The organism is Xenorhabdus indica, assembly GCF_014467235.1.
Taxonomy (GTDB): Bacteria; Pseudomonadota; Gammaproteobacteria; order Enterobacterales; family Enterobacteriaceae; genus Xenorhabdus; species Xenorhabdus indica.
Map to the genome: position 1 here is coordinate 1 of NZ_NKHP01000025.1, position 20,256 is coordinate 20,256.

Consider the following 20,256-nt stretch of genomic DNA (forward strand, 5'->3'; position numbering starts at 1 on the left):
TCAGTCCATTTTGGGATTTTTTTGATTTGGCGATTAATCAGATCGCAAAAATTGGACTGAGTTCCCTCCAAGTGATCTACTATTTTGAAAGCTTATTTATATCACAATGATCATGTTCATCATCAAGCTCATTAGTTTCCATTATTGAGCTGCTTTTAATATAACCACGTTATCATGATTACCCGCTAATAGATCCAGTCGCTCGCACCACTGGTTTAAAGCAACTCGTTTTTCTGGTAGGTATTGGCTCTTGTTGTATATCGCCATGACGCCCGGCAAGATATGGCCTAAAAGTTGATCTACGATATGTGGAGCTACTTTCATATCATTTAATTTTGTGGAAAAAGTGCGCCTTAAATCATGCAGAGACCATTTATCTACATGGCCTAATCTTCTCCATATCTTCGTTCCATACTCAGATACTGTTTCGGTGCTTTTAAGTTCTCCTAATAGGTAATCATTTTTATTATTTTGATAAACAAGGTTTTCTAAGAATGATTTCATACACTCAGGTATCGGGCGAATAATTCGTTCACCTGTCTTGCTATTTTCTTTTGGGACAATCCATAACATAGAATTCAAATTCCATTCTGAACATTTAGATAATCTGATCTCTCTCGTTCGGCAACCAAATACAATCAAAATTTTCAATAAATTATTATAATAGGGCAGGTAGCTTCCTGATCTTATAGATTCCCATAATTGACCAAGTTCATTATCTTCTAAATAACGCTGGCCTTTAGTTTGTTTTTTTCCGACATCAGAAATAGTCAAATCATCCAATACATGGCTAATTGCATATCTTCTTACACGGCAAAATTTTAGAGCTTGTTTGCATAATTGAAGCATCCCACCAGCAGCCACCGGCGCTTCCTTTTTCATTTTATCAAAGCATTGTAGCCAATATGTTATTTCACAGTCAGATAATGCCATTTCACCAATATAGAGATAAATATGCTTTTCTAATTGGCGAATGAGGGCATCAATATTGGCTCGATTGTCTCTGCCATAGTGTTCAATCCAATACTCAATGGCGTCTTTTACGGTGACTGGTTTTAATGATTCCTGCATCGTTAAATTAAATTGCAGCTTTGGATCTTTACCGGATGCCAACCAGTTACGGCATTTATCCCGTGTTTCACGGGCTTGCTTGAGGGGCATATCAGGGTAGCGCCCAATGGTGAGACGGTTTAACTTTTTACCATCAAGTCGGTAGGTAAAGACCCAACTAATACCACCAACTTTAGATGCTTTTGCACTCAATCCAGCGCCATCGGCAAAAAATTCAATTTTATTCCTTTCTTTTCCGTGTAGGGTTTTAAGTTTTTTATCACTGAGCTTGTTTAATTCGGCAGCCATGATCATTAAAGATATTTATATAATTGTTTATACATAGTGTGCTGCAAGAGAGGTAAAACGTCAATAAGCACTGGAACAATATACAGGTAGGTAAATAATTAATCATTTGATTTTAAAATAAAAACAATAATCATAGACAAACATCGAAACATTAAACTAATATATATTAGGTATATTCATTTCTGCTTTCATTCTGGTTAGTTTATGACGATAGGCAGTATATCTGTTAGTATCAATGAACGCATTTTCATATTGATTCCAAAATGAAAGTAGTGATTATTGTCATTGAACCAATTGCTTATTAAACAGGCTGGCTAACTATGGAAATTAGGCTATTTCGTCAAGAAGATTTTGAAGCCGTTATCACACTTTGGGAGCGTTGTGATTTGATTAATTCTGGCGATGATCCAGAACTCGATATTGAGCGTAAATTAACTCATGGTGCTGATTTATTTCTGGTTGCTGAAGTGGCAGGAGAGGTCGTTGGAACAGTGATGGGAGGGTATGACGGGCACCGTGGTCATGCTTATTATTTGGGTGTTCATCCTGAATTTAGAGGCAGAGGAATTGCCAATGCTTTAGTTTCCCGCCTTGAAAAGAAATTATTGGCGAGAGGTTGCCCCAGTATTTTAATCATGGTTACAGAGGAAAATGATGCAACAATTTGTATGTGTGAAAAAATGGAATATGATTATTGGGGACAAGAGCACACTGTTTTTAATAAACGTTTAATTATTGATTAAATGTTAAAGGTAAGTGGCTGAGAAAAGTTATTTCATTCGGCCATGAACCAAATTTATTTAAATGAATCTCTTTTTAAAAAATGTATTAGTTTTCTGGCCGCTTTTTTTATTAAGTGATGAAATTTCCTCTGGTATTTATTTTTTGTAATAAAGAGATCTTTTGACATTAAGAAAGAACGATGTCCAGTTACAGTAATAACTTTAACATTAATAACGCCATTTTTGTCTTTTGAAAAATAATAGTGATCGTGAATCTGTGATTCATTTTTACTTTCGAGTACCCTACAATTTTGTACGGAATAATTCTGTGCGGAATAAACGTGGGGTAAGTCTATTTGTTTATTTTTTATTACTGTATGGGAAGGGTTTTTCACATATTTCTGTACCTTGTTGATATTAGTCTGGGAAGCTAACTGATAGCATGGTGTTTTTGCAATAGTATCTATTACCATAACATCCGTTATAGTTGTAGAATTTAAAAAAATTACAAATACCGTAATCATTGTGGCTACCATGAATCTTTGCCATTGATTTCAATGTTTTTTATAATCCAGTTGTGTTTTGATATGATATCGACCTGTTTGTAAACAATTACACAATGATGTTTATATAGTTGTGCTAAATAATCAGACCAGAAAATAAGGTAAAAAAAAGTCATGAAAAGAAGTTTTATATTTAGTTTATTGTTTAAAAAGAGAGTTATGACAATCAGTGGCTTAATGAGTGGTTCATTATTATTGACTGCTTGTGCAGGAACATCTGAATTTTCATGGTCTTCCATATCACCTTTAAACTGGTTTTCGAGTCACTTCGAGGTATCTGACCAAGGTGTAGGGGGGATCAACCAGCAAACAGATATGAATTTATCTGCGATTCAACAGAGGTTGGAAGGCAAGTATCACCTGCGTAATGGCATGGAGATGCAGAATGGAAAACTAGTCAATATCGTACAGGGAATGGAAGGTAATCAAGTCAAAATTGAATTATCTGGTTTGAATAATGGCAAGGTAGATCATATTGATATCTTCGATGAAAACATTAAAACAGTCTGGGGAACAAAAATCGGAATACCTTTTTCTGAACTGTATGACAAAGCTTATGGTGCTTGTCAGCGTTCCGGCAGTTTAGCTATGCAACCGGCAGTTGTTTGCGTTGCACCACAAAGCCAGCATATCAGTTATATATTTACAGGATCATGGAATGGCCCAGAAGAGTTAATGCCTTCAGATGATGTACTGAGAACGTGGAAAATCTCTCGTATTATCTGGAAAGCTGAATGATAAATATAAAATAGAAAGTGTGGGGAAGAATTTTGCTGATAGTGATTGTTTAACATTATGCAACTAAGAGAGCTGTAAAGAGGAGCGCTTTCTATAGCTTATCTCGTTTCATCATTTCTCATAAAAATTCGGTATATAAAACAGAGGGCAGTAACCTATCCTGTTATAAATATTCTGGATACAGTATGGAGCAATCGTTGTTAAATGGTGTGACAGATAAGGTGTTGAATGAAGACAGTGGTAAATAAAAAGCTATGGAGCAGATTGTTTTCCGAATCACTATTTACTGTATCCCTTATAGGGAATTTCAACGCCTATATTGCCAATGCAGATATAGGCGTATTGCAGGAGCATTCGGGTGAAAACCTATGTCAACTTGGACAGTATGCTGGCTCAATCATTGATGGAAGGGCATGAGCCATGTTTGTTTCATCCAGTAAACGTGTATTACCCGGATTTGGGTTGAGTTTGGGCTGTAGCCTCTTTTATACCTGTCTGATCCTGTTATTGCCATTGAGCGCTCTGGTCATACAACTTTCCAGCATGAGTTGGGCAGAATATTGGCAGGTGATTGCAAATCCTCAGGTTGTTGCAGCCTATCAGGTCACTTTGTTGGCTGCTGCAATTGCCAGTCTGTTCAATATGGTTTTTGGCATGTTAATGGCCTGGATACTGACCCGCTATCGTTTTCCCGGACGCAATCTGCTTGATGGGTTGATAGATTTACCCTTTGCTTTACCAACCGCAGTTGCGGGGTTAACGCTGGCAACACTATTTTCTGCAACCGGATGGTATGGCTCCTGGCTTGGTAATTTTGATATTAAGGTCGCGAATACCTGGTTGGGTATTGCGGTTGCAATGGCATTCACTAGTCTGCCTTTCGTTGTCCGTACCGTTCAACCCGTACTCGAGGAATTAGGCCCGGAATATGAGGAAGCAGCCCAGACATTAGGAGCAAGTCGCTGGCAGACGTTCAGGCAAGTGATTTTGCCGGAACTCTCACCTGCATTGATAGCAGGCACGGTACTTTCTTTCACGCGAAGTCTGGGGGAATTTGGTGCGGTCATTTTTATTGCAGGCAACATCGCGTGGCAAACTGAGGTGGTTTCTCTGATGATCTTTGTACGATTGCAAGAATTTGATTATCCGGCAGCCAGTGCGATTGCTTCAATGATCCTGGCAGTATCACTGCTGTTGCTATTTAGCGTCAATTTATTGCAAAGCCGCTTTGGTAAACGGATCGGAGGGTATTAATGGCTGAATTTTTCGGATATACACTGATGCCGCGCTCCTCAATAAATTGGGGTAAATGGGTATTGATTAGTACGGGGATAATTGTTTCTGCCTTGTTATTGGTAATTCCGATAGCGTGGATTTTTCTGACCGCTTTTTCACAAGGGCTCGATATCCTCTCACTGAATCTTATTGATCCCGATATGCTCCATGCCATCTGGTTAACCGTATTGATTGCATTGATCACAGTACCCATCAATCTGGTTTTTGGTGTGGTAACAGCGTGGCTGGTAACCCGGTTCCAGTTTCCCGGCAGGCAATTATTACTGACATTAATCGATATTCCGTTTGCAGTTTCCCCTGTTGTAGCGGGATTACTTTATCTGCTGTTTTACGGTTCTAATGGCTGGATGGGTGAATGGCTTGGGACTTATGACATCCAGTTAATGTTTTCATGGACGGGTATGGTATTGGTTACGGTATTTGTGACGTGCCCGTTTGTTGTCCGTGAATTGGTGCCGGTGATGTTGAGTCAGGGTAATCAGGAAGATGAAGCCGCAATATTATTGGGGGCTTCTGGCTGGAAGATGTTCTGGCGTGTGACATTGCCGAATATTCGCTGGGCGTTGCTGTATGGCATTGTTTTGACTAATGCGCGAGCAATTGGTGAATTCGGGGCTGTGTCTGTGGTATCGGGTGCGATCAGAGGAGAAACCTACACATTGCCTTTGCAGGTTGAACTGCTGTATCAGGATTACAACACGGTTGGTGCATTTGTGGCGGCGGCTTTATTGGCAGTAATGGCGATTATTACGCTGATTGTCAAAAGTGCTTTGCAGTGGCGTTTAAGCCGTCAGTAAATGGGCGTCATAAGTGGAGGTCAATGGCAGAATATGAGTATTGAAATCAGCAAAATCAGTAAATCTTTTGGTCGGGTTCAAATACTGCATAATATTTCTCTGGATATTGAATCCGGTGAAATGATTGCTCTGCTTGGCCCGTCAGGCTCCGGTAAGACGACATTGTTGAGGATCATTGCAGGGCTTGAGCAGCAAAGTGCAGGGCAGTTGAAGTTTCATGGTCAGGATGTCAGCCTGGTACATGCAAAAGATCGGCGGGTGGGTTTTGTTTTTCAGCATTATGCCCTGTTTCGTCATATGAGCGTATTTGATAATGTTGCTTTTGGTCTGACGGTTCTTCCCCGCCGTCAGCGTCCCAGTGGCGAGACACTTCGCAGTAAGGTAATGTCTTTACTCGATATGGTTCAGTTATCTCATCTTGCAAAACGTTATCCATCACAACTTTCTGGTGGTCAAAAACAGCGAGTGGCTTTAGCTAGGGCATTGGCTGTTGAGCCACAAATTCTCTTATTAGATGAGCCTTTCGGTGCTTTGGATGCTCAGGTTCGGATGGAATTGCGTCGTTGGTTACGTGAGCTGCATGAAGAATTAAAATTTACCGGCGTATTTGTCACTCATGATCAGGAAGAAGCAATGGAAGTGGCGGATCGGGTTGTGGTGATGAATCAAGGTGCGATAGAGCAGGTTGGCACTCCACCGCAAATATGGAAAGAACCGGAAAGCCGTTTTGTACTGGAATTTATGGGCGAAGTGAATCAGTTACATGGTGAGATCAAAGGCTCACAGTTATGGGTTGGAGGAAAAATTTTCCCATTGGAGGTGATGCCATTACATCAAGGGAATGTTGATGTTTTCTTTCGTCCGTGGGAAATGCATCTAAGTACACAACAAACGTCATCTTGCCCTTTGCCGGTTAAGATTGTGGAAGTGAGTCCACGAGGACATTTTTCCCTGTTATCTGTTCAGCCTATAGGGTGGGGGGAAGAGAGTTTGTCGGTTGTCTGGCCGGATAATTCTTTGATTCCGGCGAGAGGAAGTCAATATTTTATTGGTGGAAAGAATGCCCGTTTGTATGAAGGTAATTCATCATTAAAGGTACTGAAACTTGCTGAGTCCGCCTGATTTTTTCATTACTCGCACACCCTGGGTTTCCCCTGTTGTCTTGAAGGATACAGGGGTTTTTTTGCTTAAGAGCTTGCGACAGTTTTCTGAATACGATTATTCTGTTGTTTATTCTCATATGATTCAGGTAGTGCTGTGGCAAGCTTAGAAAAATTTATCGGTAATACCCCGTTGGTTAAATTACAACGAATTACTGAAGGAGTAGATGCGGAGATTTGGGTAAAACTGGAAGGCAACAATCCTGCTGGCTCTGTAAAAGACAGAGCAGCACTCTCAATGATCCAGCAGGCGGAATTACGGGGAGAAATCTCACCGGGAGATGTGCTTATTGAAGCAACGAGCGGCAACACAGGCATTGCGTTGGCGATGATTGCTGCGGTAAAGGGTTATCGGCTTAAGTTGCTGATGCCTGAAAATATGAGCCTTGAACGTCAGGCGTCTATGCAAGCTTACGGCGCTGAACTGATTCTGGTCAGCCAAGCGTTGGGAATGGAAGGTGCACGGGATTTGGCGCAACAAATGGAACTGAATGGTGAAGGAAAAGTTCTTGATCAGTTTAATAATCCTGATAATACACTGGCGCATTTTAAGACAACAGGACCGGAAATTTGGCAGCAAACACAGGGGCGTATTACCCATTTTGTTTCCAGTATGGGAACAACCGGCACAATTACAGGTGTGAGCCGCTATCTGAAATCTCAATCAAATAAGGTACAGACGACGGGGCTACAGCCAACAGAAAACAGTCATATTCCCGGTATCCGCCGTTGGTCCCCTGCTTATATGCCGGGTATTTATCAGAAATATCTGGTGGATAAAATCTTAGATATTACGCAACAAGAAGCAGAAGCAATGATGCGATTACTGGCCCAGAAAGAAGGGATTTTTTGTGGTGTTAGCTCTGGAGGTGCTGTTTCTGGAGCACTGCGTATTGCGGCTGAAAATCCAGGTGCAGTTATTGTTGCGATCATTTGTGATCGTGGAGACAGGTATTTGTCTACCGGGGTATTTAGTTAGCTCTCTTTTCATCCTTTATCTTCTTCATCTATCTTTTTTTATACTCAAGCTGTAGTTTTGTGGGTCATGCTACAGCTTTAAATCAGTTGAACATTTTCCACGCCCCATCAATAACCTCTTATCAAGAAGAGTGAGAATGTAAGTGAGTTTTTATTAATGCGATAATGCTGATTAATTGTACTTTAAAATGATTGGATGCATAACGATATTAATTGCTCTTATTAATTTTTGTGTTGCCAAAAAACACGTTTAAATAGATTTTTTAGTGTTCAACTATTACCTTCTTATTAATAATGATTTAATTAATATTTTATATTATGGAAAAAGAGGTTCATTATTATTAACCTGCTTTTAACTGTCTGCTTTATTAGATGTATATTCTGGTTTTTTATTATTGGGGGTGATTACATTCCCGTGCGGTAGCTATAAATTTTATATTTAACCTGAAAATTAACCCATTACGTAAATCATCCAGATAAATATTACGAACCAAAGACTAATGAAGTGAAGCTTACAAAGGGAAGTCGTGATGAATGTATCTGAACGTAAGAAGTTATTATCTGAATATCGCTGTAAATTTTCGGGTAAGCAAGATCTGGGGGATAACGTTAATATTTTCAAAATTAAAGTCGAAATTGATTATCTTGATAATGCCAATTTTTTCCAGTATTGAAGCTGTCTGTAATTTCTTAGACAGAAAGGTGATAACAAATGTTTGATCGTTTTGTATCACTTGAACGGAAAGCGATCGCCCAAAATATGCGAACTCTTTTTTTTAATCAAAACGAGGGGTCACATCATGAATCATCGATCAATTTTTAGATTGGCCCGGTCACAACAGGCTATTTTCAAAATGGAGATGTATAACCTCTCCGGGTATCAATTTTATTTTGGCGGGCTTACTCGTTTACGGGGAGAAATTTCACTGCATCGGATTGCGTGTGCTGCTGAACACATCCGCAATACGCAAGATGTTTTTCGCATCGGATTTATTAATAAAGCATTGCATGGACAACAAACAGCAACCGACGCAACAGAAATGGAATGGTTCGGTATTCGGCACGATAGTCCCCAGGCAGAAGTAGAGAAAGCCGATTTCAGTAAATATCCCAATCCTAAGGAAGCGTTTGAATCTTGGGTAGAGCGCCAATTATTGATGGAAGAGGATTTATCACTCACACCAGTAAAGATCTTTGCTGTACGTTTTCAGCCTGATCAATCAGGTTGGTTTTTGAAAGCCCATCACGCTGCGCTGGATGGGATAGGTGTGGCTATGTTGCAGAGTTGTCTGATCAATGAATTGGAACAAGAAAACCCGGATTCAATAATCGGACAAACTGAATCCTTTTTATTCTCCACCAATGCTGAGGAAGAGCAAAATTATGAGCATTCCCGGCGTATTGAAAGAGATGCCGCGTATTGGCAGGGGCTTTTTGGAAAAACTTCGTCAATAGATGTTCGAAAAATATCTCGCCGTTATCCGATAGGTGATTATCGTGGGCTGGAGCCACGCTCCATGCGTATAAAAGCAACTGTGGCCCAATCGCAAAATGAAATATTACTCCGATTTAAAAACAGTGGTGGTTCTATTTTCAGGTTGTTTTTCACTGCGGTTGCTTATACGCAAATGGTGATTGAAGACAGCAATTGTGTGTTATTACAGGCACCTATTGGTAATCGTTGGAGCAGGGAAGAGAAACAGACTATCTCAATGGGAGTGGCTCCTATCCTGGTGCCTGTGTTTCGTCAGGATGGGCAGACAGCAGCAGATTGCTACCAGATCCTACAAAAACATTTGCAAAAAGCACTTATCCATTCACGTTATGCGCCCGCGACCCGTTGGGGAGAATTAGCCTCACCGGATTGGAAACGGATTATTCCCGCTTTTGGTGTTTCCTACCAAACAGGTAAATTTCAGAAAACCAGCAGTTATACAGAAACAATAATTGAACACCGCCAGGCCGTCGAATCTCTGTTTGCTTCCATCCATCTTCATGACCGCTTTGCAGATGGTTATTTAGCGATTGAAGCTGATTTCCGCAGAATATGGTCATCCGAACAATGCCATGCTTTTCTGCAAACTGTGCTTCATTATGCAGTAGATATTGCGGTTGAGGTTATAGCACAAGAACATACCGATCATCATCCGAAAGAGCATCATACCTCTGACAAATGTTCGGCGGAACCAATAGGTGTTCATTTACTTAAAGCATTTGAATGTCATACAAACAACGTTTTATTTAGGCTAAGTGGGGAAAATAGTGCGTTTACTTACCATGAGGGATTACAATGGATGCACCGTTTCAGTATGCGATTGCATGATATGTATACTGAGAATAAACCTGTACTCATTCTGGGCAGGCGTACCCCTGAAACAGTACTGGCTTATCTGGCATGTCTGATTAAAAACGTGACGGTTGTGCCTGTTTGCCCTACGACAACTCCAACAGAAAGATTATTAACCATCATTCGTAATTCCGGGGCTTCTTTGTGTATTTACACCGAAGCTGAGCAAAACTTAGCTGAAACACTGAGTTTACCTTTGTTGCGGGTTTCTTTATATAAGGAAGACAGTACTCAGAAAGGGATTGTTCAGGAACAGATTGCTTCGACGTTGTATTCTTCGACATCGTATTCTGAAGTTCAGCATACATCTTGTAACCCAGCTTATATTCTATATACCTCCGGTTCAACAGGAGAACCGAAAGGCGTTGCCATTTCTTCTGTTGCATTGGCTAACTATGTGCTGGCAGCGAAAGCAGCATATGCTGCTGAAATTCCATTTAACACGCCTCTGTTTACTTCCTTTGGGTTTGACCTGACGCAAACCGCTATCTTAGTGCCCATTTTGTCAGGGGGATTTATCCAACCTCATGAACAAGATATTCGTGATAATCCTGCATTGTTACGTACTCTGCTCGCTGATGAATCCCTGACAGGTGTTAAATGCACACCATCCCATCTGTCTTTGTTGATCGAACATGGCATCGGATCTACCAGACAACACTCGCTGACTTTTATTGTAGGCGGTGAAAACCTGCCAGCTTCACTGGTGAACAAAGCTTTGGATTGTTTGCCGTCAGGCAGTGAGATTATTAATGAATACGGGCCAACGGAGGCTACAGTTGGTTGCTGTATTTATTCAGTAAACGGTATTTATTCGAAAAACAATATCACTAAAAGTATTGAGGGAGAAAAAAACACGTCTGCTCTTATTACGCCGATTGGTACAGCATTGGGTAAAGCAGAAATATCGATCAGGGATAGCTGGGGCCAAATTATGCCCCGTGGTTTTCATGGGGAAATCTGGATTAGTGGGCCTGTACTGGCAGATGGCTATCTGAACGATAGTGTCCAGACAGAAGCAAAATTTGTGTTCAGTGCGGATAAACAATGCCGTTGGTATCGTACAGGGGATTTAGGGTTGCAGGATGAACAGGGTATATTCCATTGTCTCGGACGTATTGATGATGAATTTAAAGTACGTGGTCATCGTATCCATCCGGTGGAAATTGAAAAAGCCGTGGAAGATGTGCTGGTACAGCTTGGTCAATCAAAGGATCATAATCGGCAGTTGAAGGCATTGAAATTAGTCATTGATGAAACCGAAGGCATAACGGGTTATGAAACGATTGCCTTGTGCAGTAACCAACCAATTCCGCATGAAAGTCAGCAATTCCAAAATAAATTAAAAGAAAAAATAACTGAATCCTGGTTGCCGAATCTGTATTGTACTGTGCAACCCTGGCCAATAAACAGTAACGGTAAGGTTGATATAGCGTTGCTTACCTCCGCTGCTGAAACTTACCGCAGGTCATTTATTGATGTTACACATTGTGCCTTAACTGATAAGCAGGCAGCCGATAAAAAAACGCAGCAACAGGCCAAAAATTATAATCTGCCTTTATGGCTGAATGAGGAATTTCTCAGGCCAATTTGGCCTCAGTCTGTGGATCTGACGGCTTCATTTCTTGCACAAGGCGGAGATTCGATCAAAGCAATTCGCCTTGTCGCATTATTAGCGAAAAGAGGCGTTAAACTAGAAATCAAGAAATTGCTGACTTTGACAGCACTAGGTGCAGTATTGGAGGCGGCCTGTACTGAACAACTAGCAGATTGTGCAACAAATACCGCAGTATTGGAAAAACCATTAAACCAGAAATGATGTTATTCATGGCAACCACTGTCGCTATTCAATATATTGCGTCAGCATTGTGGATTAGTGGTTGGAGATTTTGAAGCAAACGGAAATCGCCCTGTTTTATCAGATATCGTTATTGCTTAACCCGATAAAACAGAGGCGATTCACATATAACTCATCAATGGCATTGTTACTTTTTGATGCGCATGATGACAGATTCACCGACAATCACAGAGCCATTCACTTTAGATAACTCTTTGATTTCATCCATATTAGAAATAACAACAGGAGTTAAGGTTGATTTAGCTCTTTCCTCCAGAAATGCCAAATCAAATTCTAAAACCAGATCACCTTTTTGCACACGTTGACCTTCTTCGGCAATACGTTTAAAACCCTCGCCTTTCAGTTCAACGGTATCAATACCGAAATGAACGAACAGTTCTATCCCACTATCGGATTCGATAGAAAAAGCGTGATTAGTTTCGAAGATTTTACCAATGGTGCCATCAACAGGAGAGACAATCTTATTGCCTGTAGGTTTAATGGCGATACCATCACCTACAATTTTTTCAGCAAAAACAACATCTGGAACATCTTCGATATTAACTATCTCACCTGATAACGGGGCGATAATTTCAATACTGCCGCTATTTTTTTTATCATCTGAAACCAAAGATTTCAGTTTATCAAGCAGACCCATAAATCTTCTCCTAATTGTTTTAATGGGACCGTGTTCTGGCTAACGTGCTATTTTGGTTAACATACTTAGCAGAGCGTTTTTTCTCTGATGAACGTGTCAACCAACTCCATCAATTCCTGTGCAGTTGGCTGAGCCAACGCTTGCTCTGCCAGTGCTTTTGCATCATCGTAATTTGCATTACGGATGATTTTCTTAATACGTGGAATTGATATTGCACTCATACTGAATTCATCCAATCCCATGCCTAAGAGCAATAGTGTAGCGCGTTCATCTCCAGCCAGCTCACCACACATGCCCGTCCATTTACCTTCTGCGTGTGAGGCGTCAATAACCTGTTTGATAAGACTCAACACTGCTGGTGACATTGGGTTATAAAGATGAGAGATCAGTTCATTACCACGGTCTACCGCAAGAGTATACTGAGTTAGATCGTTTGTCCCAATACTAAAAAAGTCAACTTCTTTTGCAAGATGTTTAGCAATGGTTGCAGCAGCAGGCGTTTCTACCATGATGCCGACTTCAATCGATTCATCAAACGCCTTATTTTCATTGCGTAACCGATCTTTGAGCAATATCAGTTCTGCTTTCAGCTCCCGGATTTCTTCAACGGAAATAATCATAGGGAACATGATGCGGAGTTTACCAAACGCAGAAGCTCGCAGGATAGCACGCAATTGAGAATGTAAGATTTCTTTACGATCAAGGCAAATTCGGATTGCACGCCAGCCAAGGAATGGGTTCTCTTCTTTGGGCAAATTCATGTAAGGCAGATCTTTATCACCACCGATATCCATAGTGCGGATAATAACCGCCTGATTACCAACGGTTTCTGCGACTGCTTTATAGGCTTCAAACTGCTCTTCTTCCGTCGGCAGAGAATCTCGATCCATAAACAAGAATTCAGTGCGGTATAAACCTACACCTTCTGCACCGTTGCGCTCTGCTCCTTTAGTATCGCGAACTGTACCAATATTGGCGCAAACTTCGACTTGATGACCATCCAGCGTGATAGCAGGCAGATCTTTCAGTTTTGCCAGCTCTGCTTTTTCTGACAGATATTCACTTTTGGTTTTTTTTAGTTGTTCAATTTCGGTGTCAGATGGATCTACGTAGATGTGATTATTGACAGCATCTAAGATAAGGTAATTACCATTTTTTATTTGGGTCGTAGCGTTAGTTGTTCCTACAATTGCGGGTAATTCCAACGAGCGTGCCATGATTGAGGTATGAGATGTGCGCCCACCTAAGTCAGTAATAAAACCTAGCACTTTATCCAGATTAAGTTGTGCGGTTTCTGAAGGTGTTAAATCATTGGCAACCAGAATAACTTCTTCTGTGATCGAGCCTAAGTCAATAATCGGCATATCCAGAATATTTTTCAGCAGGCGTTTACCGATATCACGAACATCGGCAGCACGCTCTTTCAAATATTCATCATCCAGCTCTTCCAGTGCTTTGGCCTGATCTTCGATCACTGAATAAACAGCGGCATCTGCTGTAGTCAGATTTTTCTTGATCAGGGTAATGATTTCCTGTTCCAGTTCTTCATCTTCCAGCAACATAATGTGGCCTTCGAAGATTTCAGCTTTTTCTGCCCCCAAATTTTTTTCTGCTGTATTTCTAATGACTTCTAATTGAGCAGAGGCTTTGTCGCGCCCTTGTTTAAAGCGTGAGATCTCTTGTTCGACTTGTTCAGGAATGATTTTTTTGTGATTGATAATAATGGGATCTTCTTTCAGTAATAATGCTTTACCGAAAGCAATACCTGGTGATACTAAGATGCCTGAAATCATATTATATGACCTTAACTGCGGGTGATTATATTTCTTCATTGCGCCTTTAGAGGGCAGGCTCTAAATATCCCCAGATTTTATTTTTCTGGGGATAGAACTGGAATGATATGAAATAGACTGGCTTTACAAGCAGATGATTATTCCAATTCACCCATCAGCTTAACTAAATGTTCAACAGCTTGTTGTTCATCTTCACCTTCAGCAGAGATTGTTACAACAGTTCCTTGAGTCAGTCCCAGAGTTTGCAACTTAAACAGACTTTTCGCACTGGCTGATTTGCCGCCGGAAGTAAGAGTGATATCGGAAGAAAAACCTTTTGCTTCTTTGACGAACTGTGCAGCAGGGCGGGTGTGAAGGCCATTTGGTGCAGTAATAGTAACTTCTTGCTGGAACATAGTATTTCCTCAATAACTTAAATTTTTGTTGATAAGCCAAGAGAATGCTAAAGCGAGTTTAGCCGGATTATTTCTGACTTGTACAACCGTTAAACCGATAATGATATATACCTTTTTCTTTCAAGTTGTTTCTTTGTTGTTGGTCGCATTCATTTACGACCTTGATACAACTCGAAATTTATTGGGTTAAAGTGTATTAAATCATTATCAAAAAATTAACAAACTTGATGCCATTCAATTGTTGATTGAATGTTAACACACGCCAACCGAATATGAGTTGAACCGAACAGAATTCTTTGTGGTTGTCTGCGATTAATTTCGTGCATCAAAATAATTACTGGTTAAATACTAAAGCTACTTGAATAAATCATCTAGGAAAGTTTTAAACTTTGATCTGATGCACAAAAAAGCACCCTCGTGGTGCTTTTTTATCAATAAAATTGAAAAAATAATGAGGTGATAAATTAGTCAGTGACCAAATCAGCAAATAGTGCTGTGCTCAGGTAACGCTCAGCAGAAGAAGGTAGGATGACAATAATATTTTTATCCTTGTATTCATCTTCTTGAGATAATTTGATGGCAGCGGCAACGGCAGCACCTGAAGATATACCAGAAAGAATTCCTTCTTTTTCAGTGAGTTCGCGTGCAACTTTAATTGCTTCCTCATTGCTGATTTTAAACACACGGTCAACTAATGTTAAATCCAGGTTATCAGGGATAAAACCTGCACCGATCCCCTGAATTTTGTGTGGGCCTGGTTTAAGTTCTTCGCCAGCAAGTTTTTGGCTGATCACAGGCGAATCTTCCGGCTCTACGGCAACAATAGTTACCTGTTTGCCCTGCGTATTTTTCAGATAACGGGCAACTCCTGTAATCGTGCCTCCTGTACCTACGCCAGCGACGAAAACATCGACATCACCATCGGTATCTTCCCAAATTTCTGGCCCGGTGGTTTTTTCGTGAATTTCAGGGTTTGCCGGGTTACTGAACTGTTGCAGCAGAACATAACGCTCCGGCGCATTGTCATGGATCTCATTCGCTTTATCGATAGCCCCTTTCATGCCTTTAGCCCCTTCGGTCAACACTAAGTTAGCCCCCAATGCTCTTAGCAGCTTACGACGTTCTAAGCTCATGGTTTCCGGCATCGTTAATGTCAGCTTATAGCCGCGGGCTGCTGCGACATAGGCAAGTGCAATACCTGTATTACCACTGGTTGGTTCGATAAGCTCTTTGCCTTTTGTCAGAATGCCACGCTTCTCTGCATCCCAAATCATGTTGGCGCCGATGCGGCATTTCACACTGAAACTTGGGTTACGAGACTCTACTTTTGCCAGAATGCGGCCATTCCCGAAATTTTTTAAGCGTACAAGTGGAGTGTGACCGATGGTTAACGAATTATCTTCATAAATTTTGCTCATTGTCCGATTGCCCCTAAGATACTCTTAACTTCTGATTAATTAACCATACGCGAACATCTTATTAATGGAAATAAGGTTTAAATCTATTCTTATTATATAAAAGAATATTTAGCAATTTATTGTATTACTCCCCTGTATTTTCATTCTATTTCGTTATTCCAGTTTATTTTTATATTAATAAATTATTGATGAGAAGAATGGTTATTCATAACATGTTGTGCGTGATAACGGTCAACCCACATAGCGGTAGCACCACAAACGGCAACAGGCATAATAAACAGATTAATGATCGGGATCATGGTTAATACACTGACTGCGGCCCCAAACTGGAGATTGTCAATTTTGTCTTGACGTAGGGTATTACGCATATTGGCAAAGCTGACTTTATGGTTATCAAACGGGTAATCACAGTATTGGATAGCCAGCATCCATGCACTGAAAATAAACCAGATAACCGGAGCCACAGTCTGTCCGATCCCCGGAATAAAGTACAACAATAAAAGGGCGATAGCGCGAGGAATGTAGTAGAGAATTTTGACTATTTCACGTTGCAGAATACGGGGCGTATCTTTTATTAGGTCAAAAACACCCGTGTCTGGCGCAGAAATACCCGTCAACTGAGATTCTAATTTTTCTGCTAATAATCCATTAAACGGAGAAGCGATAAAATTCGCCAATATACTGAAAAAGTAGGTAAAAATCAGTAGCACAGAAATAACAGCCAGTGGCCACAACAAATAACTGAGCCATTGCATCCAATCTGGTATTTTATTGAGCACCCATTGTATCCAGCCCTCCAGCCTTTGGTATAACCACCAGAAAGCGCTGCCGAATAGTAAGATATTAGCCAGTAGAGGCAATAAAACGAATCTCTTGATGCCAGGGCGGGTTATTAAATGCCAACCTTGTACAATATAATGAAATCCGCCTAAATGTTTTGGCAATTTTTTCGAATTCGTCATATTTTCTTATTCTCTCTTAGAGGATTGAGACGGTATGATATAGGCAGGATTTTCCACTGACCAGTAGTTTTGTGTGTGAAAAACACTCGAAAAAACAGGAGATACCTCTCTTTATGATAAGAAAAGTCTGTAGAGGCTTGCACTTGTGCTATTTGACAAATACTCTTATCTAAAGAATATTCCGCCGTGGTGGCAATTAATTTAAACAACAGAGATAGCAATGATGCAGGATTTGCGTCTGATATTAATCGTTGTTGGTGCGATAGCCATAATAGCTTTGCTATTACATGGGTTGTGGACCAGCCGTAAAGAGCGTTCGTCACTCTTTCGTGATCGCCCAGTGAAACCTCATAAACAGGAGCGTCGGGAAGGGTTAGAGGATAATGATGGCGATGAGCTGTTTAATAATTCGTCAAAATCACGTGTTCAAGAGCCAGTTAAGTCTCGTCATGAACATCGTGAAGAGCCGATTATTGAGCGCGATGCACCTGATTTATCAGAAGTCATATCTGATGATGGAGTTGATCCTTTACTTTCAAAGCAGCAACCTGAAACATCTGTGGCAAAGGTGAAAGCGATTGACGAAAGTCAGAAAGAATCACAACTTGGCCTGTTTGAATCTGTTGAGAAAAATGGTGCAGAAGGTGCGGAAACGGAAGCTGTTCAAGAGCAGTCGAAGTTGGAAAATGCAACGAAAGTTAAAACTGAGCAAACTAAAAAAGAGACTGTGTTGGTATTACATGTAGCTGCTCATCATGGTCAGGAACTAAATGGCGAAGTATTGCTTCAGAGCATTTTGCAATCAGGTTTCCGGTTTGGTGATATGAATATCTTCCATCGTCACTTAAACCCATCGGGTAGTGGTGCGGTACTGTTCAGTTTGGCTAATATGGTTAAGCCGGGGTCATTTGATCCAGAACGTATGGTAGATTTCAGCACTCCGGGGATCTCAATGTTTATGCTCGTACCTTCATATGGCGATTCTAATCAGAATTTCAAATTGATGTTGCAGGCAGCACAGCGTATTGCTTCTGATGTGGGTGGTGTGGTGTTAGATGCTGAGCGTAAAATGCTTACACCGCAAATGATCGAAACTTATAAGGCACGTATTCGTGATACGCTCAGTGTCCAAGAATAAATCCTCTTTTTAGTATTAAGCCCCCGCCTAGTCGGGGGTTTTTTCATCTCTGGTGAGAAGTCATGAAAAATATTATTCAAACAATCAACGAACTAAGAACAACATTGCGCCATCATGAGTATTTGTATCATGTTATGGATGCGCCAGAGATCCCTGATGTGGAATATGATCGCTTAATGCGTGAGTTGAAATCATTGGAAGAACAGCATCCAGAACTAGTTACAGCAGATTCTCCTACCCAACGGGTCGGGGCCGCGCCATTAACCGCATTTGAGCAAGTTCGTCACGAAATTCCGATGTTATCTCTGGATAATGTATTCGACGAAGAAAGTTATCTGGCGTTTGATAAACGTGTTCGTGATCGTCTGAAAGACAATCGGGAATTGGTATTCTGTTGTGAACTTAAACTCGATGGTCTGGCTGTCAGCCTGTTGTATGAAAATGGCGAATTAGTGCAGGCTGCGACTCGTGGAGATGGTACGACAGGAGAAAATATTACCGCCAACATTCGTACAATTCGCGCGATTCCTCTGCGTTTGAAAGGAGACAACATTCCTGCTCGTGTTGAGATTCGTGGTGAAGTCTTTATGAAACAAGTAGGTTTTGAAAAACTCAATGAAGAAGCGCGCCGTACAGGTAATAAAGTGTTTGCTAACCCTCGTAATGCAGCCGCAGGATCACTGCGCCAGCTCGACCCACGTATTACAGCCAAGCGTCCACTGACTTTTTATTGCTATGGTATTGGTGTGATTGAAGGTGGAGAATTGCCAGTAAGCCACTACGAGCGGCTGATGCAATTCAAACAATGGGGGCTGCCAGTTAGCGACAAAGTGAAATTATGTCAGGGAACCCAACAAGTATTGGATTTTTACCACGAGGTAGAACAACAGCGCCCGATTCTGGGTTTCGACATTGATGGTGTTGTTGTTAAAGTCGATTCCCTTGAGTTGCAGGAAACATTGGGATTTGTGGCCAGAGCTCCGCGTTGGGCAACCGCATTTAAGTTTCCTGCACAAGAACAGATAACTGTTGTACGTGATGTCGAATTTCAGGTAGGGCGTACAGGTGCGATTACACCAGTTGCACGTCTGGAGCCAGTACAGATTGCAGGTGTAACGGTCAGTAACGCTACATTACACAATGCAGATGAAATTGAACGTCTGGGGCTGCGTATAGGAGATACTGTCATTATTCGCCGGGCAGGTGATGTTATTCCGCAAGTTGTTGGTGTGGTGAAGGAACAAAGACCAACAGAAAGCCAGGAAATAGCTTTCCCACAGCATTGTCCTGTTTGTGGTTCTGATATCGAACGTATTGAAGGCGAGGCTGTAGCGCGTTGCACAGGTGGTTTATTTTGTGGGGCACAACGTAAAGAAGCGCTGAGACACTTTGTTTCCCGTCGTGCGATGGATGTGGATGGGATGGGAGAGAAAATTATTGAACAATTGGTTGATAAGGAATATGTCAAAACACCAGCCGATCTTTTCCGTTTAACCGCGGGGAAACTAACCGGCCTTGAACGAATGGGGCCAAAATCGGCTCAAAATGTAGTTAATGCTCTGGAAAAATCCAAGAAAACCACATTTGCCCGTTTCATCTATTCTTTAGGCATTCGTGAAGTTGGAGAAGCAACCGCGGTTAATTTAGTTGCACATTTTGGCACATTGGAAAAATTGCGTGCAGCGGATACGGAAGCATTAATTGCTGTACAAGATGTAGGTGGTGTGGTTGCCAGCCATGTAGTTAATTTCTTTAATGAACCACATAACCAGGCAGTAATTGATGATCTCGTCAATAATATTGGTATTTGTTGGGAAACAGCGGAAGTACCGCAACCAGAAGAAATCAATAGCCCATTTACGGGTAAGACCGTAGTTTTGACTGGCTCATTAAGCCGTTTATCCCGGGATGAGGCAAAAGATAAATTAGTTGCGTTGGGTGCAAAAGTCACGGGCAGTGTTTCCAAGAAAACAGATTTGGTGATTGCGGGTGAGGCCGCAGGATCTAAATTAGTCAAAGCAACAGAATTAGGCATAACTGTGATTGACGAAGAAGAAATGCTTCGTCTTTTAGATGAATAATAATAAACATACCT

Annotated in this window: 18 protein-coding genes; 11 read left to right on the forward strand and 7 right to left on the reverse strand. The window is 41.1% G+C overall.

Going from position 1 to position 20,256, the window contains the following annotated elements:
* Positions 1–141: 141 nt before the first annotated feature.
* Positions 142–1,359 carry a tyrosine-type recombinase/integrase gene (locus Xind_RS16045; RefSeq protein ID WP_187650450.1) on the reverse strand — a complete coding sequence of 406 codons (1,218 nt, stop codon included), beginning with the start codon at positions 1,357–1,359 and terminating at the stop codon, positions 142–144.
* A gap of 320 nt (positions 1,360–1,679) precedes the next feature.
* Here Xind_RS16045 and Xind_RS16050 point away from each other — a divergent pair, with 320 nt between their 5' ends.
* Positions 1,680–2,102, forward strand: coding sequence for a GNAT family acetyltransferase (locus tag Xind_RS16050; RefSeq protein ID WP_187650451.1), 423 nt, complete (start codon positions 1,680–1,682; stop codon positions 2,100–2,102).
* A gap of 53 nt (positions 2,103–2,155) precedes the next feature.
* On the opposite strand, the gene Xind_RS16055 is transcribed toward Xind_RS16050, so the two are convergent.
* On the reverse strand, positions 2,156–2,617 hold the full coding sequence (locus Xind_RS16055; protein WP_187650452.1) for a hypothetical protein: 462 nt from the start codon (positions 2,615–2,617) through the stop codon (positions 2,156–2,158).
* 186 nt (positions 2,618–2,803) lie between these two features.
* On the opposite strand from Xind_RS16055, the gene Xind_RS16060 reads away from it, so the two are divergent.
* From Xind_RS16060 to Xind_RS16095, 8 genes are all read left to right on the forward strand, one after another.
* Positions 2,804–3,382: an RpoE-regulated lipoprotein gene (locus tag Xind_RS16060; RefSeq protein ID WP_047683131.1), complete on the forward strand. Its 579-nt coding sequence runs from the start codon at positions 2,804–2,806 to the stop codon at positions 3,380–3,382.
* Between the two features lie 228 nt (positions 3,383–3,610).
* On the forward strand, positions 3,611–3,799 hold the full coding sequence (locus Xind_RS16065) for a hypothetical protein (RefSeq protein WP_187650453.1): 189 nt from the start codon (positions 3,611–3,613) through the stop codon (positions 3,797–3,799).
* Positions 3,800–3,802: 3 nt separating this feature from the next.
* Positions 3,803–4,636: a sulfate/thiosulfate ABC transporter permease CysT gene (cysT, locus tag Xind_RS16070; RefSeq protein ID WP_187650454.1), complete on the forward strand. Its 834-nt coding sequence runs from the start codon at positions 3,803–3,805 to the stop codon at positions 4,634–4,636.
* On the forward strand, positions 4,636–5,475 hold the full coding sequence (cysW, locus tag Xind_RS16075; protein ID WP_047683105.1) for a sulfate/thiosulfate ABC transporter permease CysW: 840 nt from the start codon (positions 4,636–4,638) through the stop codon (positions 5,473–5,475). The genes cysT and cysW overlap by 1 nt, the downstream gene beginning before the upstream one ends.
* Before the next feature lie 33 nt (positions 5,476–5,508).
* Complete coding sequence (gene cysA / locus Xind_RS16080; RefSeq protein WP_047683133.1) at positions 5,509–6,597, forward strand: sulfate/thiosulfate ABC transporter ATP-binding protein CysA; 1,089 nt, start codon at positions 5,509–5,511, stop codon at positions 6,595–6,597.
* Positions 6,598–6,732: 135 nt separating this feature from the next.
* A complete protein-coding gene (gene cysM / locus Xind_RS16085; RefSeq protein WP_047683107.1) occupies positions 6,733–7,614 on the forward strand; it encodes a cysteine synthase CysM in 882 nt (293 codons plus the stop codon).
* Between the two features lie 529 nt (positions 7,615–8,143).
* Positions 8,144–8,287 (forward strand): hypothetical protein, encoded by a 144-nt coding sequence (locus Xind_RS16090; protein ID WP_197056391.1) that lies wholly within the window; start codon positions 8,144–8,146, stop codon positions 8,285–8,287.
* 126 nt (positions 8,288–8,413) lie between these two features.
* Positions 8,414–11,779, forward strand: coding sequence for an AMP-binding protein (locus Xind_RS16095; protein WP_187650455.1), 3,366 nt, complete (start codon positions 8,414–8,416; stop codon positions 11,777–11,779).
* A 166-nt stretch (positions 11,780–11,945) separates the two neighbouring features.
* Here Xind_RS16095 and crr read toward each other — a convergent pair whose 3' ends face one another.
* The 5 genes from crr to cysZ form a co-directional block, all read right to left on the reverse strand.
* Positions 11,946–12,455 (reverse strand): PTS glucose transporter subunit IIA, encoded by a 510-nt coding sequence (gene crr, locus Xind_RS16100; protein ID WP_047683109.1) that lies wholly within the window; start codon positions 12,453–12,455, stop codon positions 11,946–11,948.
* A gap of 65 nt (positions 12,456–12,520) precedes the next feature.
* Entirely contained in the window at positions 12,521–14,248 is a 1,728-nt protein-coding gene (ptsI, locus tag Xind_RS16105; RefSeq protein ID WP_047683111.1) for a phosphoenolpyruvate-protein phosphotransferase PtsI, read from the reverse strand.
* 137 nt (positions 14,249–14,385) lie between these two features.
* The gene (ptsH, locus tag Xind_RS16110) at positions 14,386–14,643 is read right to left on the reverse strand and encodes a phosphocarrier protein Hpr (RefSeq protein WP_038262654.1); all 258 of its coding nucleotides are present in this window, start codon (positions 14,641–14,643) and stop codon (positions 14,386–14,388) included.
* Between the two features lie 464 nt (positions 14,644–15,107).
* Positions 15,108–16,061, reverse strand: coding sequence for a cysteine synthase A (cysK, locus tag Xind_RS16115; protein WP_187650456.1), 954 nt, complete (start codon positions 16,059–16,061; stop codon positions 15,108–15,110).
* Positions 16,062–16,243: 182 nt separating this feature from the next.
* Positions 16,244–17,023 (reverse strand): sulfate transporter CysZ, encoded by a 780-nt coding sequence (cysZ, locus tag Xind_RS16120; RefSeq protein WP_047683115.1) that lies wholly within the window; start codon positions 17,021–17,023, stop codon positions 16,244–16,246.
* Between the two features lie 220 nt (positions 17,024–17,243).
* Between cysZ and zipA the strand changes: the two genes are divergently transcribed.
* Together zipA and ligA are read left to right on the forward strand one after the other, a co-directional pair.
* The gene (gene zipA / locus Xind_RS16125; protein ID WP_047683117.1) at positions 17,244–18,161 is read left to right on the forward strand and encodes a cell division protein ZipA; all 918 of its coding nucleotides are present in this window, start codon (positions 17,244–17,246) and stop codon (positions 18,159–18,161) included.
* 62 nt (positions 18,162–18,223) lie between these two features.
* Positions 18,224–20,242, forward strand: coding sequence for an NAD-dependent DNA ligase LigA (gene ligA / locus Xind_RS16130; protein WP_047683119.1), 2,019 nt, complete (start codon positions 18,224–18,226; stop codon positions 20,240–20,242).
* The last annotated feature ends 14 nt before the right edge of the window (positions 20,243–20,256 follow it).

Bases quoted from the DNA above. Each gene is read 5' to 3' on its own strand.
- Xind_RS16065 (WP_187650453.1), top strand. From the start codon at position 3,611: ATGAAGACAGTGGTAAATAAAAAGCTATGGAGCAGATTGTTTTCCGAA.
- ligA (WP_047683119.1), top strand. From the start codon at position 18,224: ATGAAAAATATTATTCAAACAATCAACGAACTAAGAACAACATTGCGC.
- Xind_RS16045 (WP_187650450.1), bottom strand. From the start codon at position 1,359: ATGGCTGCCGAATTAAACAAGCTCAGTGATAAAAAACTTAAAACCCTA.
- cysZ (WP_047683115.1), bottom strand. From the start codon at position 17,023: ATGACGAATTCGAAAAAATTGCCAAAACATTTAGGCGGATTTCATTAT.
- ptsI (WP_047683111.1), bottom strand. From the start codon at position 14,248: ATGATTTCAGGCATCTTAGTATCACCAGGTATTGCTTTCGGTAAAGCA.
- cysA (WP_047683133.1), top strand. From the start codon at position 5,509: ATGAGTATTGAAATCAGCAAAATCAGTAAATCTTTTGGTCGGGTTCAA.
- Xind_RS16090 (WP_197056391.1), top strand. From the start codon at position 8,144: ATGAATGTATCTGAACGTAAGAAGTTATTATCTGAATATCGCTGTAAA.
- cysW (WP_047683105.1), top strand. From the start codon at position 4,636: ATGGCTGAATTTTTCGGATATACACTGATGCCGCGCTCCTCAATAAAT.
- cysT (WP_187650454.1), top strand. From the start codon at position 3,803: ATGTTTGTTTCATCCAGTAAACGTGTATTACCCGGATTTGGGTTGAGT.
- Xind_RS16055 (WP_187650452.1), bottom strand. From the start codon at position 2,617: ATGGTAGCCACAATGATTACGGTATTTGTAATTTTTTTAAATTCTACA.
- Xind_RS16095 (WP_187650455.1), top strand. From the start codon at position 8,414: ATGAATCATCGATCAATTTTTAGATTGGCCCGGTCACAACAGGCTATT.
- cysK (WP_187650456.1), bottom strand. From the start codon at position 16,061: ATGAGCAAAATTTATGAAGATAATTCGTTAACCATCGGTCACACTCCA.
- Xind_RS16060 (WP_047683131.1), top strand. From the start codon at position 2,804: ATGACAATCAGTGGCTTAATGAGTGGTTCATTATTATTGACTGCTTGT.
- zipA (WP_047683117.1), top strand. From the start codon at position 17,244: ATGATGCAGGATTTGCGTCTGATATTAATCGTTGTTGGTGCGATAGCC.
- crr (WP_047683109.1), bottom strand. From the start codon at position 12,455: ATGGGTCTGCTTGATAAACTGAAATCTTTGGTTTCAGATGATAAAAAA.
- ptsH (WP_038262654.1), bottom strand. From the start codon at position 14,643: ATGTTCCAGCAAGAAGTTACTATTACTGCACCAAATGGCCTTCACACC.
- Xind_RS16050 (WP_187650451.1), top strand. From the start codon at position 1,680: ATGGAAATTAGGCTATTTCGTCAAGAAGATTTTGAAGCCGTTATCACA.